Below are 19777 nucleotides of genomic sequence, written 5' to 3' on the forward strand. Positions count from 1 at the left end.
CCCAGTCGTCAAATGCAGGTGAAAACAGCCTGCAGGCTTCTGGTAGGGGCTGTATAGATTTTCCTTGACTACTCTGTGTCGTCAACCGCAACATTCTTGTGTCCCAATCCTCATCGCCTGCTTCTCAAGCCACTGCCTCTGGACTAGCCCCAGACGACGCCCTCGCGTTTCAATCACTCATGGAGCAAGCCAGCCTCGATCGCAGCTTGGTGCTGCCCGAGACTGCACCTTCAATCGGAGAAGGGAGCTTAGCTGCCGAGGCTGAAGCCTTGCCCGAGCTAGAGCCAATCCCATTACAACTAGAAGACCCCGACAACCTCTTCCAGCCACCGCAGGGATCTTCCGGCGGGGGAGGCAACAGTTCCCTTCCAACGGGCGATCCGCTCACCGGGCTGGGGAGCGAAGGCGGGCCGAGCGATATTGCCGTGCGGGCAGAAGGACAGGTTTTCATTAACAGTGGCGGTGATTTTGATGGCGACCCCCTCAATCCGACAGACGATGCCTTCATTTATGCCGGACAGGGATTTACGATTAACAGCCGCCCCGTTCTACCAGTTCTGCGCGACGCAAGTGGCACGCCCGTTTTGGATGAGAGCGGTCTGCCGGTACTCGTGCCCGGAGCATTGACAGTCTCGGAAAACTACAACACTATCAATGCTCCGCAGGATCTCTACAGTAATTTGCGATCGCCTCAAGTGATTCCCACCCAAACGGTGGAGGTACCCGGCTGGCAGCAACTGCGGGACGAGCGCTTGGCCGAGTTAGTTGATGTGCAGATTCCTGCAGTGACTCGCTTGCAGGGGCTCAATACGGCCTCGGATTTTGCCAATGCCGTGCCCAGTGGCAGCTCTGCCGAGAATCGAACGGTGCTGCAGATCGAGCGGGGCGGGCTGACGATTCCCGATCGCGCCGTACTGCGCAATGCGGTGCTGATCGTCGAGCGGGGTGCGATTAACTTCAATGGCAGCGCTAACTTCGAGCATGTGACGCTGATAGCCAATAGCGGCAATGTCAATCTGGGTAATGTAGAGAGCGTCAATCTGGAGGTGTATGCCTCCCGCACAATTCAGACGAACGAGGCTGCCCGGTTCGACGATCGCACGATCTTGGCGGCGGGTGAAAACATTCTCTTTAATGGGGCCACCAGCACCGTCGATGCCGATGACTTCGCGACTGTGGCGGCGGGAGGCGATCTGACCTTCAATGCCAGCGCAGATACGCGGGGAGAATTTCTCGCCTCGAATTCTGTCACGTTCAACAGTCGCTCGGTGCTGTATGGGTCAGTTGAAGCTAAAAACAACATTACCTTTAACGGCAATCCAACAATTGTGGGACTGTCTGGAAATGTTGGGGAACCACTGCCGGACACGACTGTACCGCAACTGACGCTAGCTTTGGCGAACGATACCGGCAGCAGCGCCAGCGATCGCCTCACCTCCGAGCCCACCCTGCGGGGAACGGTTTTGGACGAGGGGCCATTGGCGACCCTGGAGGCTCGCATTAACGGCACGGGCAACTTTGCGGACGTGCTCTCCCGCGTGGAAGCGGGCGGGCAATTCAACTTCGATCGCGCGCTGCTAGAAACCCTCTACGGCAATCCCCTCGCCGACGGGCTCTACACCGTGGAGGTGCGCTCGACGGATGCCGCTGGCAACCTGGCTGCCACCCAACTGAGCTTCCAACTGGATACGACCCTCAGTCCCCTAACGGTCGATCTCTCCCCCGACTCCGACACTGGACCGCTGGGGGATTTAGAGACTACCGCCGAATTCATTGCCCTGCAGGTGCAGGTGGAGCCTGGAGCGACCGTTCAATTGGCGGATTTCAATCGCACGGCGATCGCCGCTCCGACGGGGGAGGTGACGTTTACGGATGTGCCGTTGGAGTTGGGGGCGACGGTCTTTGCGGTGGTGGCAGCGGATCTGGCCGGGAACCAACGAACCGCCACCATAACCATTACCCGCGTGCCGGAGAATCAGGCACCGAGTGCGATCGCTTTGAGCAATACGGCGGTGTTGGAAAATAGTCCTGCCGCCACCGAAATTGGTCGGTTGAGCACGACAGATGCCGATAGCGGCGACCTGCATATCTACACGATTGTCGGCGACCCAGACGGGCTATTTGTGGTTGAGGGCGATCGCCTGTTGCTCGCTGAAGGAGCCAGCCTCGATCGCGAGACAGCCAGCAGCCACAGCGTCACCATTCGCAGCACAGACAGCGGCAATCCTGCCCTGAGCTTCGAGCAAACCTTCAGCATCGAAGTGCTCGATGTCAATGAGGCTCCCGAATTTACCAGCCTGCCCGTCACGCAAGCGGAGACCGGTCTGCCCTATAGCTACTTGATTGCGACGACTGACCCCGAAGGAGATGTCCTCGGCATCAGTGCCACCGGTCTGCCCGATGGGTTGGCGTTTGTCGATAACGGGGATGGCACGGCCCTACTCAGCGGCATTCCCACGACTGGCGGATTATTTCCGGTCGAATTGACGGTGACTGACAGCGCGGGCAATAGCGCCATCCAAACGGCTGTGATTAGTATTGATTTCGTCCTGCGGGAGGAGATGGAGTTTGTGCGGGAGGCGGCGATCGCCTTAACGGTGCCGACCGAGCCCTCACTACTCAGTTTCACCCTCGACCCGATTGCCTTTGACCTGGGCGATCGCAATTCCATCAACGATGCCTTGGAAGTGAGTTTGGTGGATGCCAGTGGCAATTCCCTGCTGCATACGTTCCAAAGCGATCGCGATGCCTTCTTTAACTTGACGGAAGAGGAGACCGTTCAGCTCGCCCCCGGCATTACTTTCGATGCCCTGACCGGTGTCGTCACAGCCAATCTGGCTGGGTTGGTGCCCGGTTCATCGGCCACGTTAATCTTCCGGCTGGCGAACAACGATGGCGACACGAATACCAGTGTTGGCATCTCCAATATTCTCTTGCTGGATGCCCCCGAGGGTACCGACGCTCCCAGCAGCGGTGGGTTGGCTCAATTGGCGGACGCTCCTGCAGCCGGTCCCGACTTTGCCAACTTAGAGGATGTCAGCACCAGCATTGCGGCGGAATACGGGCTCACCAGCTTTGATGAAAGCTCGAACCTGTTGCACTCCGAGGTGACCCTGCGCAATATCGGCACGTTTGCAGTAGACGGTCCCCTCTACGTTGTCGTGACGAACCTCAGCGACCCGACTGTCTTGCCTCGCAATACGGCGGGGTTGACGCCAGAAGGCTTGCCCTATTTTGCTTTTGATGCGCTAGCGGACGGTCAGGTCAATCCCGGCGACACCACGCTGACGGGGACGCTGGCCTTTCACAATCCCAATCGGGTGCAGTTTACTTACGACCTGACCATCCTGGCCGATATTAACGATGCTCCTGCGATTACGAGCGATCCGTTGGTACCGGGGCGGGAGGTGGCTGAGGCGATCGCGGGTCGGCTGTTTGAATACACTGTCGAAGCGGTCGATCCCAATGGCGACCAGCTCGCGTTCGAGTTATTGGTTGCGCCTGAAGGATTGACGATCGATCCGACAACGGGCCTGATTACTTGGCTGCCGAGCGAGCTACCCGCCAGCGACCCCAATACGGATGTGGGCAATCATTCGGTGGTGGTGCAGGTCAGTGACGGACGTGGTGGCGTCGATATCCAGAGCTTTACCCTCTCCACCATCGAACTGCCTCCTAACCGACCGCCCATCTTCACCAACGATCCCGAAGTTGATGCCTTCATCAACCAGGTGTTCCGCCACGATGCCGACGCGATCGATCCCGATGTCGATCCGATTAGCTTCCGCGTTATTCAAGGTCCCGAGGGGCTGACGATCGATCGCCAAACGGGCGAAATCGAATTTACGCCGCCCCCCGCGCTAATTTTGGGGGACACCGTATTAGCCACCACTCGCGTTGTGGGCGAGAAAGATCTCTATACCTTTAGCGGTACACTCGGTCAGCTCGTTTATCTCGATACCTTGATTCCGGGGAACAATAACTTCGATGTCAGGGTGATTAGCCCGACGGGCACCGATGTTTTGGTTGAGGCAAGACGCGGGACTAATGGCCGGGGCTTGAATAGTCCGGCCTTTCTGCGCCTGCCGCAGACGGGGAATTATCGCATCGAGATCGATCCTCGGGACGAGCACGCCGGGTTCTACGGTTTCAGCCTGATTGACGCGGCAGCGGTTCCCTCCATCGAACTGGATACGGTGGTTTCGGGGGCGACGAGCCCCGGTACGGAAGATGATGTTTACCGCTTTACGGGCAATGCCGGTCAGAAAATCTTTTTCGACTCGCTGCAGCGCTCCGCTCGCTCCTTCCGACAGTTTTGGCGGCTCTATAACGAGCGGGGAGAATCGGTTCTGAGCTCCAACACCGATTTCACCGATCGCGAAATCTTTCTCCCGGAAGACGGAGAATACTACCTTGTGATTGAAAGCACCGAGAACTTCGGTCGCACTGACACTTACACGTTCGAGCTGATTACACCGGACGAAATCACCCGACCGCTCAGCCTCGGCGATAACGCCCAAGCCAACATTGTGAACGGCACGATTGGCGAGAAAGGGGAGGAAGACCTCTATACCTTTGAGGGATGGGCGGGGCAACGGATTCTGTTCGACAACCTGTTTGTGACGGGGGCACTATCCGGCCAAACCGATGCGAGCCTCACCGATCCGAATGGCCGTACGATCCTCAGCACGGTACTGCAACCCAATCGGAATGACAATCCGATAACCCTCGAACGCGATGGCACCTACACCCTGCGTATTGATGCCAGAGACGAGCGACTGGGCGACTATAGCTTCTCCGTGCTCGATCTCGATCGCGCCACGATTGCCGAGCTCGATCGCGAGTACCGAGGCAGCCTCGACTCAGGCCAAGAAACCCACGCCTTTGAATTCACGGCAGAGGCCGGTCAGCGCCTGTTTCTCGATGCCCGTTCGGGAGGCGGTAACGGCACTTGGATTATTTACGATGCGGGCAACAACGTCATCGTCAACAGCACTTCTATTCGAACAGATATCGAGCATGTGTTCGATCGCGCTGGCAGCTATACGTTGCTGCTGCGCGGCAACAACGGTAGCACTCCGATCGAGTACGGTTTTGAAATTATTACCCCCGATATCCTCACGGCCCCCGTGGCGCTCGATACGCCCATCAGCGGCGAGATTGGCGAGAAGGGAGAGCGCGATCTCTATACGTTTGAAGGTAGGGCCGGACAAGTTCTCTTCCTGGATTCCCTCAGCTCGAATGCGGGAATTCGCGCCACGCTCACCAATGCCTATGGCAGTGCCACCGGTTTGAATGGGGTCACACTGGCTCAAGATCTCAACCGTCAACCCTTTGTTTTGGCGGAGGATGGAATTTATCAATTGGAAATTGACGGTACTCAGGCCACAACGGGCGACTACCATTTCCAATTACTCGATTTGCGGGAGAAGCCGCTCCTCGCCCCATCCAGTCTGGAATCGGGAACCCTAGCCCCCGATCGAGTGCAGGTTTTCCAAATTGAAGGGACTGGAGGCGATCGCCTTTATTTCGATCGGCAGTCGAGTTCGCGAGATGCCATTTGGCGATTCTATGGTCCTAGCCTCAACTTGCTCGAAGATCGTCGCTTTAACAGCGATTTCGAAACCGTTTTGGAATCCAGCGGCACCTACTATCTGCTGGTTCATAACGAGCTGGCGAGCGCGAGCGATTATTCCATTCAATGGGTGCCCACCCTGGCTAATCCAGAGGCGATCGCCATTCTCCCGGATACCGTTATCGCTAATAGCCTCTCGGAGTTAGGAGAGAGACAGACTTTTACGTTTGAAGGCACGATTGGCCAGCAACTGTATTTCGATGCCAAGACGGGCAGTTCCAATCTGACGGTGACTATTTCTGGCGTCGATGGAGTCGTTTATCAGGGAAATCTCGATTCGTCTGGCTCGATCGATCGGATCGCAATTCCTTACAGCGGTATCTATACCGTGAGGGTGGACGGGCAGCAGGAAGCGATCGGCGATTACGCCTTTGAGTTACTCGATCGCGCTGCCAGCGCTCAGTTAGAATTCGATACCCCCCTCTCCGGCAGTCTCGATCCCAATCAAACCCTGCTCTACCGTTTCGAGGGGGTCGCCGGAGAAAAGCTTCAGCTAGAGACTTTACTCGCAGACTCTGCGGCCAATTTGACCCTTTACGGCCCCGATGGCGAGCAGATCGACATTGGCACTGGCGGTAATTTCAGCCGCACGCTGTTTGCCAGCGGTCCTTACACGTTGGCGCTCAATAACGATGCCGATAGCGCCGCCGATTTTGCGCTGCAGGTGGAGGCGATCGCCACTCCCGAGCTCGTCGAAACCGGCTTTGGCACTTTCTCGGGAACGGTGAGCAACGGGCTGGATGAATATGAAATTCAAGCCAATGCAGGCACAATCGTCTATCTAGATAGTGCGCGCTCCGGTGCAGCAAACCGGCTCGAACTGCTCGATCCCAATGGCAATCCCGTGTTTGCAGGGGTTGCAGATGGCAACACGAATGACGGACTCTTCCGACTGTCCGAAACCGGGATCTATCGCTTGCAGGTCAGGCCAATCCATGCTTCACCTCAGCCCTATAACTTTCAACTGCACAATCTGTCTGCTGTTGCCCCTCTAGTTCCGAATGTCCCCAGCTCGCTTTCTTTTCCTCCCAATACTTCGCACGTGTTTAGAGTGCCAGGAACGGCAGGCCAGCCAATCCTCTTCGACAGTCTCAGCGACCACAGCAGACGTTCCCCCGCCCAAAATCTGTTTGTGGAGTTCTACGCCCCCGATGGCGAACTGCTGCTAGAGACAGATGCCAGATTCGATACCGGCTTGCAAACGCTGACTCAAACGGGCGATTACTATCTGGTGTTGTCGAGTCGCACTGCTGGCTCGCGCAGCCTGAATTTCCAGGTGCTCGATGGAACTGCCGACCCCGTCATCGACTACGACACCCCGATCTCGGGTAGTTTTGGCGCGAGTGGCCGCGAGGCTGCGCTGTATCGTTTCTCGGGCAACGCGGGCGATCGCGTTTATTTCGACCTCCCCAGCGCCAATTCGAGTGCCTTCTACCAGGTGTACAACGCTGCCGGTCAGGCCCTGACAGAGCGACTGCGCTTTTCAAAAGAACGGGCAATTGACTTGGAGCGAGCGGGGGATTATTTCCTCTCCATCAGCACCGATTTCGCTCAAACGCAAGCGGACTATTCCTTCCGTCTGGTGACTCCCGAGCCCCAGTTTGAGGCGATCGGTCTCGACCAGCTCATTGCTGGGGAAATCGCTGAGCTGGGCCAGTTTAACGACTATAGCTTCGAGGCGGCGGCCGGTCAGAGGGTCTACTTCGATTATCTCGACAACACCAGTCTGAATTGGCGGCTCATCGGCCCCGATGGCAGCCCCCTGTTCTCGGGCAGTACCTATGGGTTCAATCGATTTGGTCCTAACGATCGCGATCGGCTGCTGCGCTTGAATGAAGGGGGCACTTATACTTTGCGCTTGAGCGGCGCTCCCAACCCCTATCAATTCCGGCTATTAAACTACGACAGCTTAGATGCCAGCGCTGGCGGAGAGATTGCGCTGGATACGGTTATCTCCGGCAGCTTCGAGCAGAGTCCTTTTGAGACCAAAATCTATCGGTTCTCGGCCTCGGAGGGCGAGCGCATCTTTCTCGAATCTCTGGCGGGTGTCGGCAATCATTTCTGGAGCTTGTACGACGGCACGGGCCAGCTCTTGAATCTGGAGAGCGACATCTCGTTCTCCAGGAATTTGCGCGCTTTGAGCCAAGATTTTGACAGTTTAATCTTGCCTCATACGGGCGAATACGAATTGCGGATTGACGGCGAAGGGGGAAGTAGCTCTAACTACCAATTCCAAGTTGTTTCTTTAGACTGGATCGAACGGGAATATCGTTTAGACGAGATTGTGACGGAGGCGATTAGCCGTCCGGGCGAACGAGATATTTTTAACTTTGAGGGGACAACCGGACAAACGCTCTATTTCGACAGTCTGGTCGGTCCTACTTTTAGCCAACTCCGAGTCACTCTCAGCACCCCCAGCGGCGATATCGTTGCCGACGATATTCGCACGCAAGATCTGCGGGTTACCCTGACCGAAACGGGGCAATATCGCCTCACGATTGACGGCATTGGGTCAAGGACGCGGGACTATAGTTTCCGCATCTTTGACTACGACGCCACAGCAGCGGCTGCCCCGATCGAGCTAGACACCCGCATTGCAGGGGATTTCGGTCCCAGTAACTTTGAAACGCGCCTGCACCGCTTTAGTGGAGAGGCCGGTCAGCGCATTTATATCGACAATCTCGATACGCGCAATGTCGGTAACTGGGCTCTGTTGGACGAGAACCTCAAAGTCATCGCTGGCTCTCGCAATCTCGCGACTGATTTTGAATTGGTTCTACCCGAGACGGGCAATTATATTCTGCAGTTAAGGGGCTCGGGTGCTGCGAATGCCAGCTATGAAGTCGAGATTGTCACGCCAGAGTTTATCGAGCAAGACTACACTCTCAGCGACACTATTTCCACCAGTATTTCCGAGCAGGGAGAGCGGGACTTTTATACGTTTGAAGGGGTCACAGGACAGCGGCTCTTTTTCGATAGTCAGTTCCCCTCCTCCAGGGATATTATTGGCACCCTGATTTCTCCCTCCGGCCTGACGATCGCCAGCAGTCAATTCACTTCGCTCGAACGACTCTACACCCTGCAAGAAACTGGCACCTATCGCTTAGAGGTAGATGGAGTAGAAGACCATACACAAGAATATGGCTTCCGCCTGCTCGATTTAGATGCAGAAGTGGCTAAACCCGAGCTCTTGCTCCCGAATGGAGAGATTATCTCGGGCAGTTTAGGCACCAGTGGCAACGACGTTCGGTTCTATCGCCTTGAGGGCAACGCCGGACAAACGCTGTTTATCGATGCGATTGGCGTTCATAACTTCGGCAATATCGCGCTGTTGAGCGATCGCTACGAACGGCTCACCCCCAATCAGACCCTTTCAACTGACTTCGAGCGCGTCCTTCCTTATACGGGCAATTACATTTTGCGGGTGAGTGGAACTGTCTCTGCCTCGGGCTTGGCGCGGGGAGAGGAAGCTGACTATCAGTTCCGAGCGCTTTTGTCGGAAGCGGAGAGTCGAGCGATCGCTTTGGGCGAACGGCTGGACGGGGAAATTTCTGTCGCAGGCGAACGGGATGCGTTCGAGTTTGCAGGGGTAGCCGGTCAGGCGATCTACTTGGATGCGATCGCGGGGGCCGATGGCCTCGTCGGTCGACTGTTTAGCCCCAGTGGCGAACCGGTGCGGATTGGATACTCGAATAGTTTCGGCAACATTAGCCCTACCTTCGAATTCGAGCTCAGCGGCGATATCCCGCCTCTTACCCTGCTCGAAGACGGCCTCTACCGCTTGGAGGTGGACGGTACCAACTCGACAACGGGTAGCTACAGTCTGCGGTTGAGCGACATTCTCGATGCCCCCGAATTGCCCATTGGCACGCCTGTAGCGAGAACAACTATCGCTGGGGGCAATACCAGCCTCTATCAATTCAGCGGTCGAGTGGGGCAAAGTCTCAGCTTTAGCCTCGACAGCAACACCTATCGCAATTTTGGCGGAGCAATTGCCCAATGGGCTCTCTACAACTCTAGGGGGACTCGTCTGGGGTTTGGTCAGTTTAACCGCCCCGATCCCACTTTCAATGTCGGTCTTTCGAGCGATGACACCTATGTATTGGCGATTGAAGAGAACGGTTCTGCCCCCTTCGACTATCAATTCACCGTCACCGACACCACCCCGGCAGAGCCAGTCAGCATCGCGCCGCCCAGCAGCGAGCCCGTCACCCTCGCGGGCGGAGAAAGCTATAGCTTTAGCGGCTCGGTCGGCTCCCTCATCTATTTGGATCGCATCGGGGGAGGCTCGAAATTCTTGCGAGGGCAGTTGCTCGACCCCGAGGGTAACGAGGTTGCCTCTGGATTCGTCACCTCGGGGAATGTGGGGCCGATCCGGTTGCCCAGCTCGGGGGAGTACACCCTGACGCTGAACGGGAATTCGACCCTGAGCTGGCAATTCAGAACGCTGGAATTGCCCCGAAGCCCGCTGGCGGCCAACAGCACGACGGTGAAAGTGGGCAGCTTCTTTGATGGCAGAACCACCGGCCCGGGCGATGCTGCCGATATCTATACCTTCAGCGGCCGCAGCGGTCAGCAGATCTTCCTCAACGGCACCCACGGCAATGTCAGGGCGATTGTTTACGACGCTGACGGCAGGGCGATCGAGGCAGTGTCCAGTGACTTTTCGTCTGCCAGCAGCCAATTCGCGTTGACGCTGGAGCGGGACGATGTCTATCACATTGTCGTGCAGGGGAGTGGCAACACCGATTACGGCTTTCAATTGCTCGATTTTGCCGATGCGGCCGAGATCGAGTTGAATCGCCCCTTCCGAGGCAGTTTGCCGACGGGCCAACTGACCGAACTGCTGTACTTCGAGGCGCAAGCCGGACAGCGACTGTTCTTCGATATCGGTAGCAACGCCGGGAGCGGCTCTCCCCTCTTAGAGCTGTATGCCCCCGACGGCCGCCGTCTGGTCAATAACTTTGGCACGACCTTCAGAGACTTCAACGATTTCGAGTTTGTTGCCGAGAGCGACGGACGCTACCAAGTGCGCATTACGCGCGGCACCAATCCCAATCCCTTCAATTACGAATTCCAAATCAACAGCTTCGACGATGTGGCCGATATCCTCGTCCCCGGTAGCGGCGAAGCCACTGCCAATGACGATGACTCCCTCGGTCGCTTCCGGGTGCAAATCGCCGCCGAAGACGATCGCGGTGGCGTTGCCGTACAAGACTTCACCCTGCGCATCGGTCCCGACCCCGACAATAACGCTCCCACCATCACCAGCCTGCCGAGCGTTTCGCGGTTGGGCCTCAATCAGGCGGGCTTCGAATACTTCGTGGAGGCGCTCGACCCCGATGGCGACAACCTCAGCTATCGCCTAGTCGATGCGCCGTTGGGCACCACCCTCAATCGCGATACCGGTTACCTGTTCTTCTCCGCCGAATCTGCCAATCCGGGCGACACCCTGGAGTTTGCCGTGGAGGTGTCCGATGCTCGGGGCGGTCGCGACGTTCAAACCTTCGAGTTGGAGGTGGCAGCAGCCACCGGTACGTTGCAGGGCACGGTGTTTGACGATCTCAACCGCAATACCTTCCAAGACACCGATCTATTCAGAGGCGATACGCCCAACGTTCATTTCGTTATCGATTTGTCGGGCAGTGTCGGTCGGCGCACCATTCCTCTGGGAGATATTGACGTCAGCACGGTCGAACCGCGCAGTCCGCTCGATTTAGAACTGACTAGCATCGTGGCCTTCAACGACCAACTGATCGATGCAGGCTTAGCCGATATCGCCCAAATCGCCGTCTCTGTGTTTAACGAAGGAGGGAGATCGGCCGATCTCGATTTCGATCCCGCCACCCAAACGATCTTTATCAACCCCAATACAGATGCCAATGACAACGGCCTGCTCGATTTAGAAGAAAGACTCAATTTTAATGGCAATCCCTGGGCGGGAACGAGTTTTGACGATGGCCTCAGCCACGGCCAAGCGGTGCTCGAAGCCCTCGACGATCCCGCCAACAGTACCCTCATCTTCCTCTCGGATGGTTTCGGCAGAGCGAGCGAACCCGTTTTAGAAGCGTTGAGTGCTTCGGGAATCAACGTTCGGGCTTTTGCGCTGGGAGAAGGACGCAGCGCCTCCATCGAACAACTCCTACCCATCGATGCGAATGCGGCCCAAATCGAAACGATTGACGAGTTAATCGAGATCTTTTCGGGCTTCGACCCCCGCTTCTTGCTAGAGCCTTTTATCGACGATGCTGCCGTCTATCTCGACCTCAACGACAACGGCGTTCTGGACGAGGGCGAACCGCTACAGTTCACTACCCTAGAGCGTCCCGAGTCCCAATTAGGTCGGCAGCTCTTTACGTTTGAATTCGAGGGACTGGCTCCGGGAGATTACACGGTACGGGCGATCGCCCCCAACGGCTTCAGCAGCACCACCCCGGCAGACGGGCCTGCCTTCCAGTTCACGATTACCGAAACGGGCGAAACCATTCGCACCAACTTTGGCTTTGCCGAAGACGTTGCCGCCCCCAACGGCGCACCCGAATTTGTCAGCACCCCCGAGAGCACGACGGTGAGTGTGGGCGATCGCTTTGACTACCGGGCCTTAGCCCTCGATCCCGATGCCGATGCCGTCACCTATAGCGTCACCTCCAGTTTGGAGGGACTGGCGATCGATCCCGACAACGGCCTGCTGACCTTCAATCCCACCTCCGACCAAGCGGGCACTCACGACGTCATCCTGCGGGCTCGCGACGAGCAGGGCAACTCCAGCTTGCAAGTGTTCCAGCTCACGGTGGAATCGGAGAACGCCAGACCCCTGTTCACTTCCCTGCCCAGCGTGCGGCAGGCTCAGGTGGGCAAGACCTATCACTATCAAGCCAGCGCGATCGATCCGGACGGCGATGCCACCACTTTCTCGTTAGTCGGAGCTCCCAACGGAGCGGAAATTGATGCTGCCACCGGACTGTTAACTTGGACGCCCAGCCAAGCTCAGGTAGGCAGTCACGTCTTTCTAGTAAACGTGAGTGACGGTCAGGGGGGCGAGAGTTTGCAGACGGTGGTGTTGGAGGCAATTGAACCGATCCCCAATCGCCTGCCCACACTGGAATCCACCCCTAGAACCAGCACTCCCATCGGTCAGACCTATTTCTACGACCTGATTGCCAGCGATGCCGATGGCGATGCCCTCACCTACAGCCTCGAACAGGCCCCCGAAGGAGCTGTTTTAGAGGGGAATCGCTTGCTCTGGGCTCCGACTGCTGCCCAAGTGGGGGATCATGCCGTCTCGATTCGCGTCAGCGATAGCCAAGGAGGGACGGTCACTCAAGACTTCACCATCCGTGCCACCCACTTTGCGGGCAATCGCGCTCCGAGCATTGAGTCCGAGCCCGAGTTTTTGACCCATCTCGAACGGGAGTATCGATACAACTTGCAGGGGAGCGACCCCGATGGCGATTCATTAATTTGGACGTTGCTGCAGGCTCCGCAAGGGGTAGCACTCGATCCGGTAACGGGGGCGTTGCGCTGGCAGCCTTCTGGCGAGCAATTGGGCAGCCACGTTTTCGAAGTGCAACTGACGGATGGTCGCGGTGCTTCGGTGACTCAAACCTTCGAGCTGTCCGTGCGGGGACTGAATACGCCGCCGCTGATTATCTCTCCCCCCAATACGCGGGCGGCGGTCGGCCAGAGTTATGAATATCGGGCCGTCGCGACCGATCTCGATAATGACCCCTTGCGCTATGCCTTGGGCATTCGTCCCGAAGGGTTAGAGATTGACGCGGAAACGGGAGCGATCTCCTTTATCCCCACAGCCGAGCAGGTGGGCGAGCACGTCGTTGAAGTGCAGGTGCGGGATGATTCTGGTGCGCTGACCCGGCAGACATTCACTTTGGTGGTGGAAGAGGCGGCGATTAACCGAGCGCCCACGATTACCTCGACGCCGATTTTTGTGAGCGATGTCAGTCAGCCTTATCGCTATCGGGTGGAGGCGGTCGATCCCGATTTGGGCGATCGCCTCTCCTTCTCGCTCCTCGAAGCTCCCGCTGGCGTCACCATCGATGCCGAGACTGGCTTGCTCGAATGGACGACTCCAGCGGTGGGTCAACACCGCATTGTCGTGGGGGTCAGAGATGAAGCTGGACTGGGAGCGGCTCAAGGCTACGTTCTCACGGCTGCAGTCAATCAATTGCCCCAGATCTCGTCGGTGAACCCACCGCTCGAAGCGACACCGGGAGTTTTGTACCGCTATGACGTTCGCGCCACCGATCCGGATGGCGGTCAATTGACTTACAGTCTCGATGCTGACTCGATTGCTTTAGGGATTGAAATCGACGAACTAGGTCGGCTGCGCTTCTTGCCGACGGCTGAGGATGTGGGTTCCCACGAGGTGGCGATCGCCATTACCGATGCGGTGGGTGGCGAAATTGAACAGCGATTCGAGCTGACGGTGGCAGCGGATGAGTCGGCTCCGTTGGTGAATTTGATTGCGACCAATGACCGAGTCAGTTTGGGCGATCCGATTACTTTCCTGGCGACGGCGACCGACAACGTTGGGGTGGACTTGCTGACGTTGGCGGTGAATGGAGCTCCCGTGCTGTTGCAGGCGGATGGGACGTTTACGTTGACTCCTGCACAAGTTGGGGAGGTGAGGGCGATCGCCTCTGCAACCGACGCGGCAGGCAATCAATCCCAGTCTGTCTTGACGTTCGATGTCATCGATTTCAGTGATGGTACCCCGCCAACCGTAGAGCTGGTGGCCGCGCAGTTTGAGGAGTTCGTCACGGCACCGACAGACATCTTCGGCACGGTGACGGATGACAATCTCGACTTCTACACCCTGTCGATTGCCCCAGTGGGCACGAATGAGTTCGTCGAAATCTTCCGGGGGGAATCAAACATTGCGGATGGCGATCTCGGCGACTTCGACCCGACGCTGTTGCAGAACGATGCCTACACGTTGCGATTGGAGGCGGTGGATGAGACGGGGAATGTGAATGCGATCGAGCAGACCGTCAATGTGGCGGGCGGATTGAAGTTGGGGAATTTCCAACTCTCTTTCACCGACCTGCAAATTCCCCTGACCGGGATTCCCATTTCAGTGACTCGCACCTACGACAGTCTTAATGCCAGCAGCAGCGACGACTTTGGCTTTGGCTGGCGTTTGGAGTTCCGCGATACGGATCTGCGCACCAGTTTGGGACCGGACGAGCTGTTCGAGCAATTGGGAATTCGTTCCCAGGCATTTGACGATCGCACTCGGGTATATATCACGCTGCCTGGAGGCGAGCGGCAAGCATTTACATTTGCGCCGACGATTGACCCGATTTCGCTCTTCTTCCCCAATGTGGATTTGGGGGGCGATCCGACGATTTATCGCTCGGCTTTCCGGGGGGATGCTGGGGTCACCAGTACTTTAGAAATCGAGGGGGTATCGCGGCTGTCACGGGCAGCGGACGGTTCGTATGTCAGTCTCAATCAGGGGGCTGGTCTCAATCCTGTCGATACCGATCGCGGCTTTAGCGGCATTTACCGACTGACCACTCGCGAGGGCATTATCTATCGCATCGATGCGGTCACTGGCGATCTGCTCACGGTGGAGGATCGCAATGGCAACCAGCTCAGCTTTAGTGATGACGGGATTGTCAGTTCCACCGGTCAGTCCGTCGGCTTCGAGCGCAACGCACAAGGGCGAATCGTATCTGTTATCGATCCGGCTGGGCAGCGCATTCAATACGAGTACGATGCTGCCGGAGATTTAGTCGCGGTTACGGATCGCGAGAACAACACAAGCCGCTATGACTACAGTGAAGAGCGGGCTCATTTCTTAGAGGAGATTACCGATCCATTAGGACGCACGGGCATCCGCTCGGAGTATGACGAGGCGGGACGGTTGAATCGCGTCTTGGGCAGTGGCGAGCAGTCCGTTCAGATTGCCTACGACCCTGACAACTCACTCCAAACCGTGACCGATGCCTTGGGGCGAGCGACTACTTACGTCTACGACGATCGCGGCAATATCCTCACCGAAATCAATCCGTTATTGGGAGAAACCATTCGCACCTACGACCAAGACAACAATCTTCTCAGCCTCACCAACGCAGCAGGGCAAACCGCGACCTTCACCTACGATGCCCTCAATAACCCACTGACTATTGAGGACCCACTAGGCAACATTCAAACATTCACCTACGGGCAATTCAGCCTCGTGGAAAGCGCCACAGACGCGCTCGGCAACACCACCCGCTACGAATACGACGAGCGCGGCAATTTAAGCGCCATCATCGATCCGCTGGAGCAAGAAACCCGTTTCTTCTACAACGACGCTGGATTGCTCACCCGCTCTGCCGATGCTCTCAACCAAATCACTCAATTTAGCTACGACGAACGCGGCAACCTCATCAGCCGTATCGATCCCCTCGGTTTCGAAACCAGCTACAGCTACGACGATCTCAGTCGTAACTTCTCTACCTCGCGTACTCAAACGTCGCTAGCAGGGGAAGAACGCACGGTTGAGGTAAATGCCACCTACGACAGCGAAGGGCGCACCACCAGCATTACCGATGCAGAGGGATTCACCACTCGCTATGAATATGACGCAAGCGGCCAGCTCGTTGCCGAGATCGATCCCCTCGATCGCCGTACTGAATACCTCTATGACGATCGCGGCTTACTCGAACGCATCATCTATCCCGACGACACGCCCGAGACCACAGCAGACAACCTCACCGACACCTTCACCTACGATGCTGCCAACCAATTGATTGTAGACATCGATCGCGAAGGACGCACCACCCGTTACGAATACGACGAGCTGGGCAGATTGGTTGAGACGCTCTTTGCAGACGATACCCTCGACGATTTAACTGACAACCCGCGTCAAAGCACGCGCTACGACGCCATCGGTAGAGTCATTGCCGAGATTGACGAGCTCAACAACGAAACCCAGTACGAATACGATCTCGCCGGTCGTTTGTCCCTCGTCCGCGATGCTTTGGGCAACGAAACCACCTATACCTACGACAACTCCAACCGTTTGTCATCCGTCAGCGATGCCCTAGGGCGCACTACACAGTTCACCTACGACGCCTTGGATCGCCGCGTCAGCATCGAATTCGTCGACGGTCTCAGCCAGACCACAGTTTACGATGCCCTCGATCGCGTGGTTGAAATCCAGGATCGAGCGGGCAATTCTACCTTCTACGAGTACGACGCCCTCGATCGCCTGAGCGCAATTGAAGACTCCCTGGAGCAGCGGACAACCCACTTTTACGATGAATTGGGCAATCTTCTCCGCACGGTTGATGCCAACAGCAATGTAACCGATTACGAATACAACTTAGTCGGCGAGGTGACGGCATTGACCTTAGCATTGGGTCAGCGCCAAACCAATGTCTACGATGCCGTCGGCAATCTCATCGAGGTGACAACCTTCAATGGGGACGTCATCACCTACGAGTACAACGCCGAAAACCTACCCGTACTGACGTCCTACGACGATGGCAACAGCGTCAGCTACACCTACACAGACGCACAACTACTGGCGAGCATAGACGACACTCGCTCTGGCCGAACGGAATATGCCTATGACGAGCGTTACCGTCTGACAACTTTCTCCAACGCCGACAATCGCCAGATTACCTACACCTACGATGACGCCAGCAATCTCACCAGTCTGTCCTCACCAGCAGGCACCACCACCTATACTTATGACCCCCTCAACCGCCTTGCCTCCGCCAATAATGCAAACGCCGGACTCACCACCTACACCTACGACGAAGTCGGCAATCGAGTCCTGACCGAACTAGGTAACGGCACCCGCGAGAGGGCTGTTTACGACGATCTCGATCGTCTCGTCTCACTGCAACAGGCCAACATTGACGGCGAACTCTTTGCCCGCTTCGACTACGCCTTAGATGCAGTGGGCAATCGCACGCAGGTGGTCGAGTTAGACGGTCGCCAGGTGAACTACACCTACGACAGCACCTACCGTCTGCTGAGCGAGTCCATTAGCGATCCGCTCGCTGGCGATCGCCTCATCGAATACAGCTACGATGCCGTCGGCAATCGTCTTACCCGTAACGACTCTGCGGAGGGGCTGACGCTATACACCTACAACCAAAACAACCAACTCACCACAACTCTCGATGGCGGTGGCATCACAACCACATTCGCCTACGACGACAATGGCAACCTCATCTTTCGGGAGAACTCCACCGAACAGATTGAGTACACCTTCGACATCGAAAATCGCCTCGTCTCAACCACCATCGATAGAAACGGCGAAACCCAGCAAGCCGAATATATCTACGACGATTTCGGCATCCGCGTTGCCTCAACCGTCAACGGAGAGGAAACCCGTTACTTGGTCGATCCCAATCGACCCTTTGCTCAAGTTTTGGAGGAATACAGCGTCGATGGCAAGATCCTGACAGCCTATGTCTACGGCGACAGTCTCATCGCCCAGATCGATGCAGACGATGCAGTCACCTATTTTCACGCCGATGGGCTGGGCAGTACCCGCATTCTCACCGATAGCGCTGGCGAGATTGTCAGCCAGTTCGATTACGATGCCTTCGGGCGAGAACTCTTCCAACAAGGTGCCGATACCGACTTCCAATTTGCGGGCGAGCAGCGGGATGATGTACTAGAGCTGGATTATTTACGAGCGCGTTACTACGACCCGGACTTGGGGCGGTTTATTAGTCGAGATCCGTTCCCCGGTTTTTTGGACGACCCTTACTCTCTACACAAGTATCAGTACGCCCACAACAACCCCGTCAACAATACCGATCCTAGTGGCTTATTCACTCTGAATGAAGTAACGGCAACGACGATTGTTGGCGGTACTCTCTTCGCGATAGCGGGCTTATCTCTGCAGAACCATATCACTGGAGATAACTTCCTCGTCGCGTTCATCGATCTGGTGAACCTAGGCGTAGAAAACACTTTTAGCTTCCCCATTAACGAAAACTTTAAGGGTATTGGGAATGTCGGTCTATCTCCCACACCCAATCCGGTTCTCGATTTGGACGGGAGTCCTCTTGGCAGCGGCGCATTAGATGGCCCACTTCTTGGTGAGCCCCTCGCTTCCCCCCATTCAGGTGCTGGGGGTGACATTGACATCGATCCAGCAAGACCCTTCCTATCAGATAACGACCCACAAGATATCATTGATGAATTAGTTCGCACTTCGGCATCTGGTCGGCCAACAATGGGAGGCACAACACAATTTGAGAGACCAGGTGACTTCCAAACAGCAAATGAAGTGTTTGACTCACTTAACCCTTCAAATGTTAGAAATATTCCTAATGGACGTGTAGGTCAGTTAGATGATGGGAGGACTGTTGTAGTTAGAAGCGGTAGTAGAGATGGGAGACCAACATTAGAACTTCAAGAGACGAGAAGAAGGCGTACAAAGTTTCGCTTTGGCAGTACAATCAACAGTGAGTGATTCTAAAATGTCTGAAAAATGGAATATATGGAAACCTACGAAAGATATCCCAAACACTCTTTATCTTGAAGAATTAAGGGATACCTATGACGGACTTACTCTTGTCTTTAAAGGAGAAGATAAAGATTCAAGGTATATTGCTATCATGTTTGAATCCGCGCTATCCTATAGAAATCATGACGAGGGAGATTTACTAAAAACATTTGATAATAGAGGAAGTAATGAGATTTGGCCTTTCTTCATCATAGAAAACTCAAATTATTTGAAATGGTTTAACGAGGAGAGTCATAATATTTATGAAGGGCGAGGGGTGATTCACTATTTTTTCGTTACTCCAAATGATGTTATAGATGTACTTTCTGCTTATCCGCCAATCCCAAAATGGGTTGATTCTATTTAAAGGGAAGCTCGAAAAATTACTTTTACCCAAAAACAGAAGGTAAGAATATTGAAACATTGTTGTTGATTCTTAATGGCTCAGCTACCTTCTCAACAAACCTGAATTAATTGAGGTGGCCTAAGAGAAAATGGAAATAGGTCCAGAAGTGCTTTTCCTCCCATGAAGGCACGACCGGTCAAACTCTCTATCTATTTCGACAGTCTGGTCAGCCCTACCCGACTATATCACTGGAGATAACTTCTCCCTCACCGTTCGACCATTTTGGATCGAGTCCCTGAATTATCCACGGTGGAAT

Annotated in this window: 2 protein-coding genes; both read left to right on the plus strand. The window is 55.8% G+C overall.

Annotation, left to right across the window (positions count from 1 at the left end; translation table 11 throughout):
* Positions 1 to 98: 98 nt before the first annotated feature.
* A complete protein-coding gene (locus tag SYN7336_RS26405; protein ID WP_156820198.1) occupies positions 99 to 19082 on the plus strand; it encodes a putative Ig domain-containing protein in 18984 nt (6327 codons plus the stop codon).
* Positions 19075 to 19482, plus strand: coding sequence for a hypothetical protein (locus SYN7336_RS16970; RefSeq protein WP_202951116.1), 408 nt, complete (start codon positions 19075 to 19077; stop codon positions 19480 to 19482). The genes SYN7336_RS26405 and SYN7336_RS16970 overlap by 8 nt, the downstream gene beginning before the upstream one ends.
* Positions 19483 to 19777 lie beyond the last annotated feature (295 nt).

The sequence above is a fragment of the Synechococcus sp. PCC 7336 genome, from assembly GCF_000332275.1.
Classification (GTDB): Bacteria; Cyanobacteriota; Cyanobacteriia; order Thermostichales; family PCC-7336; genus PCC-7336.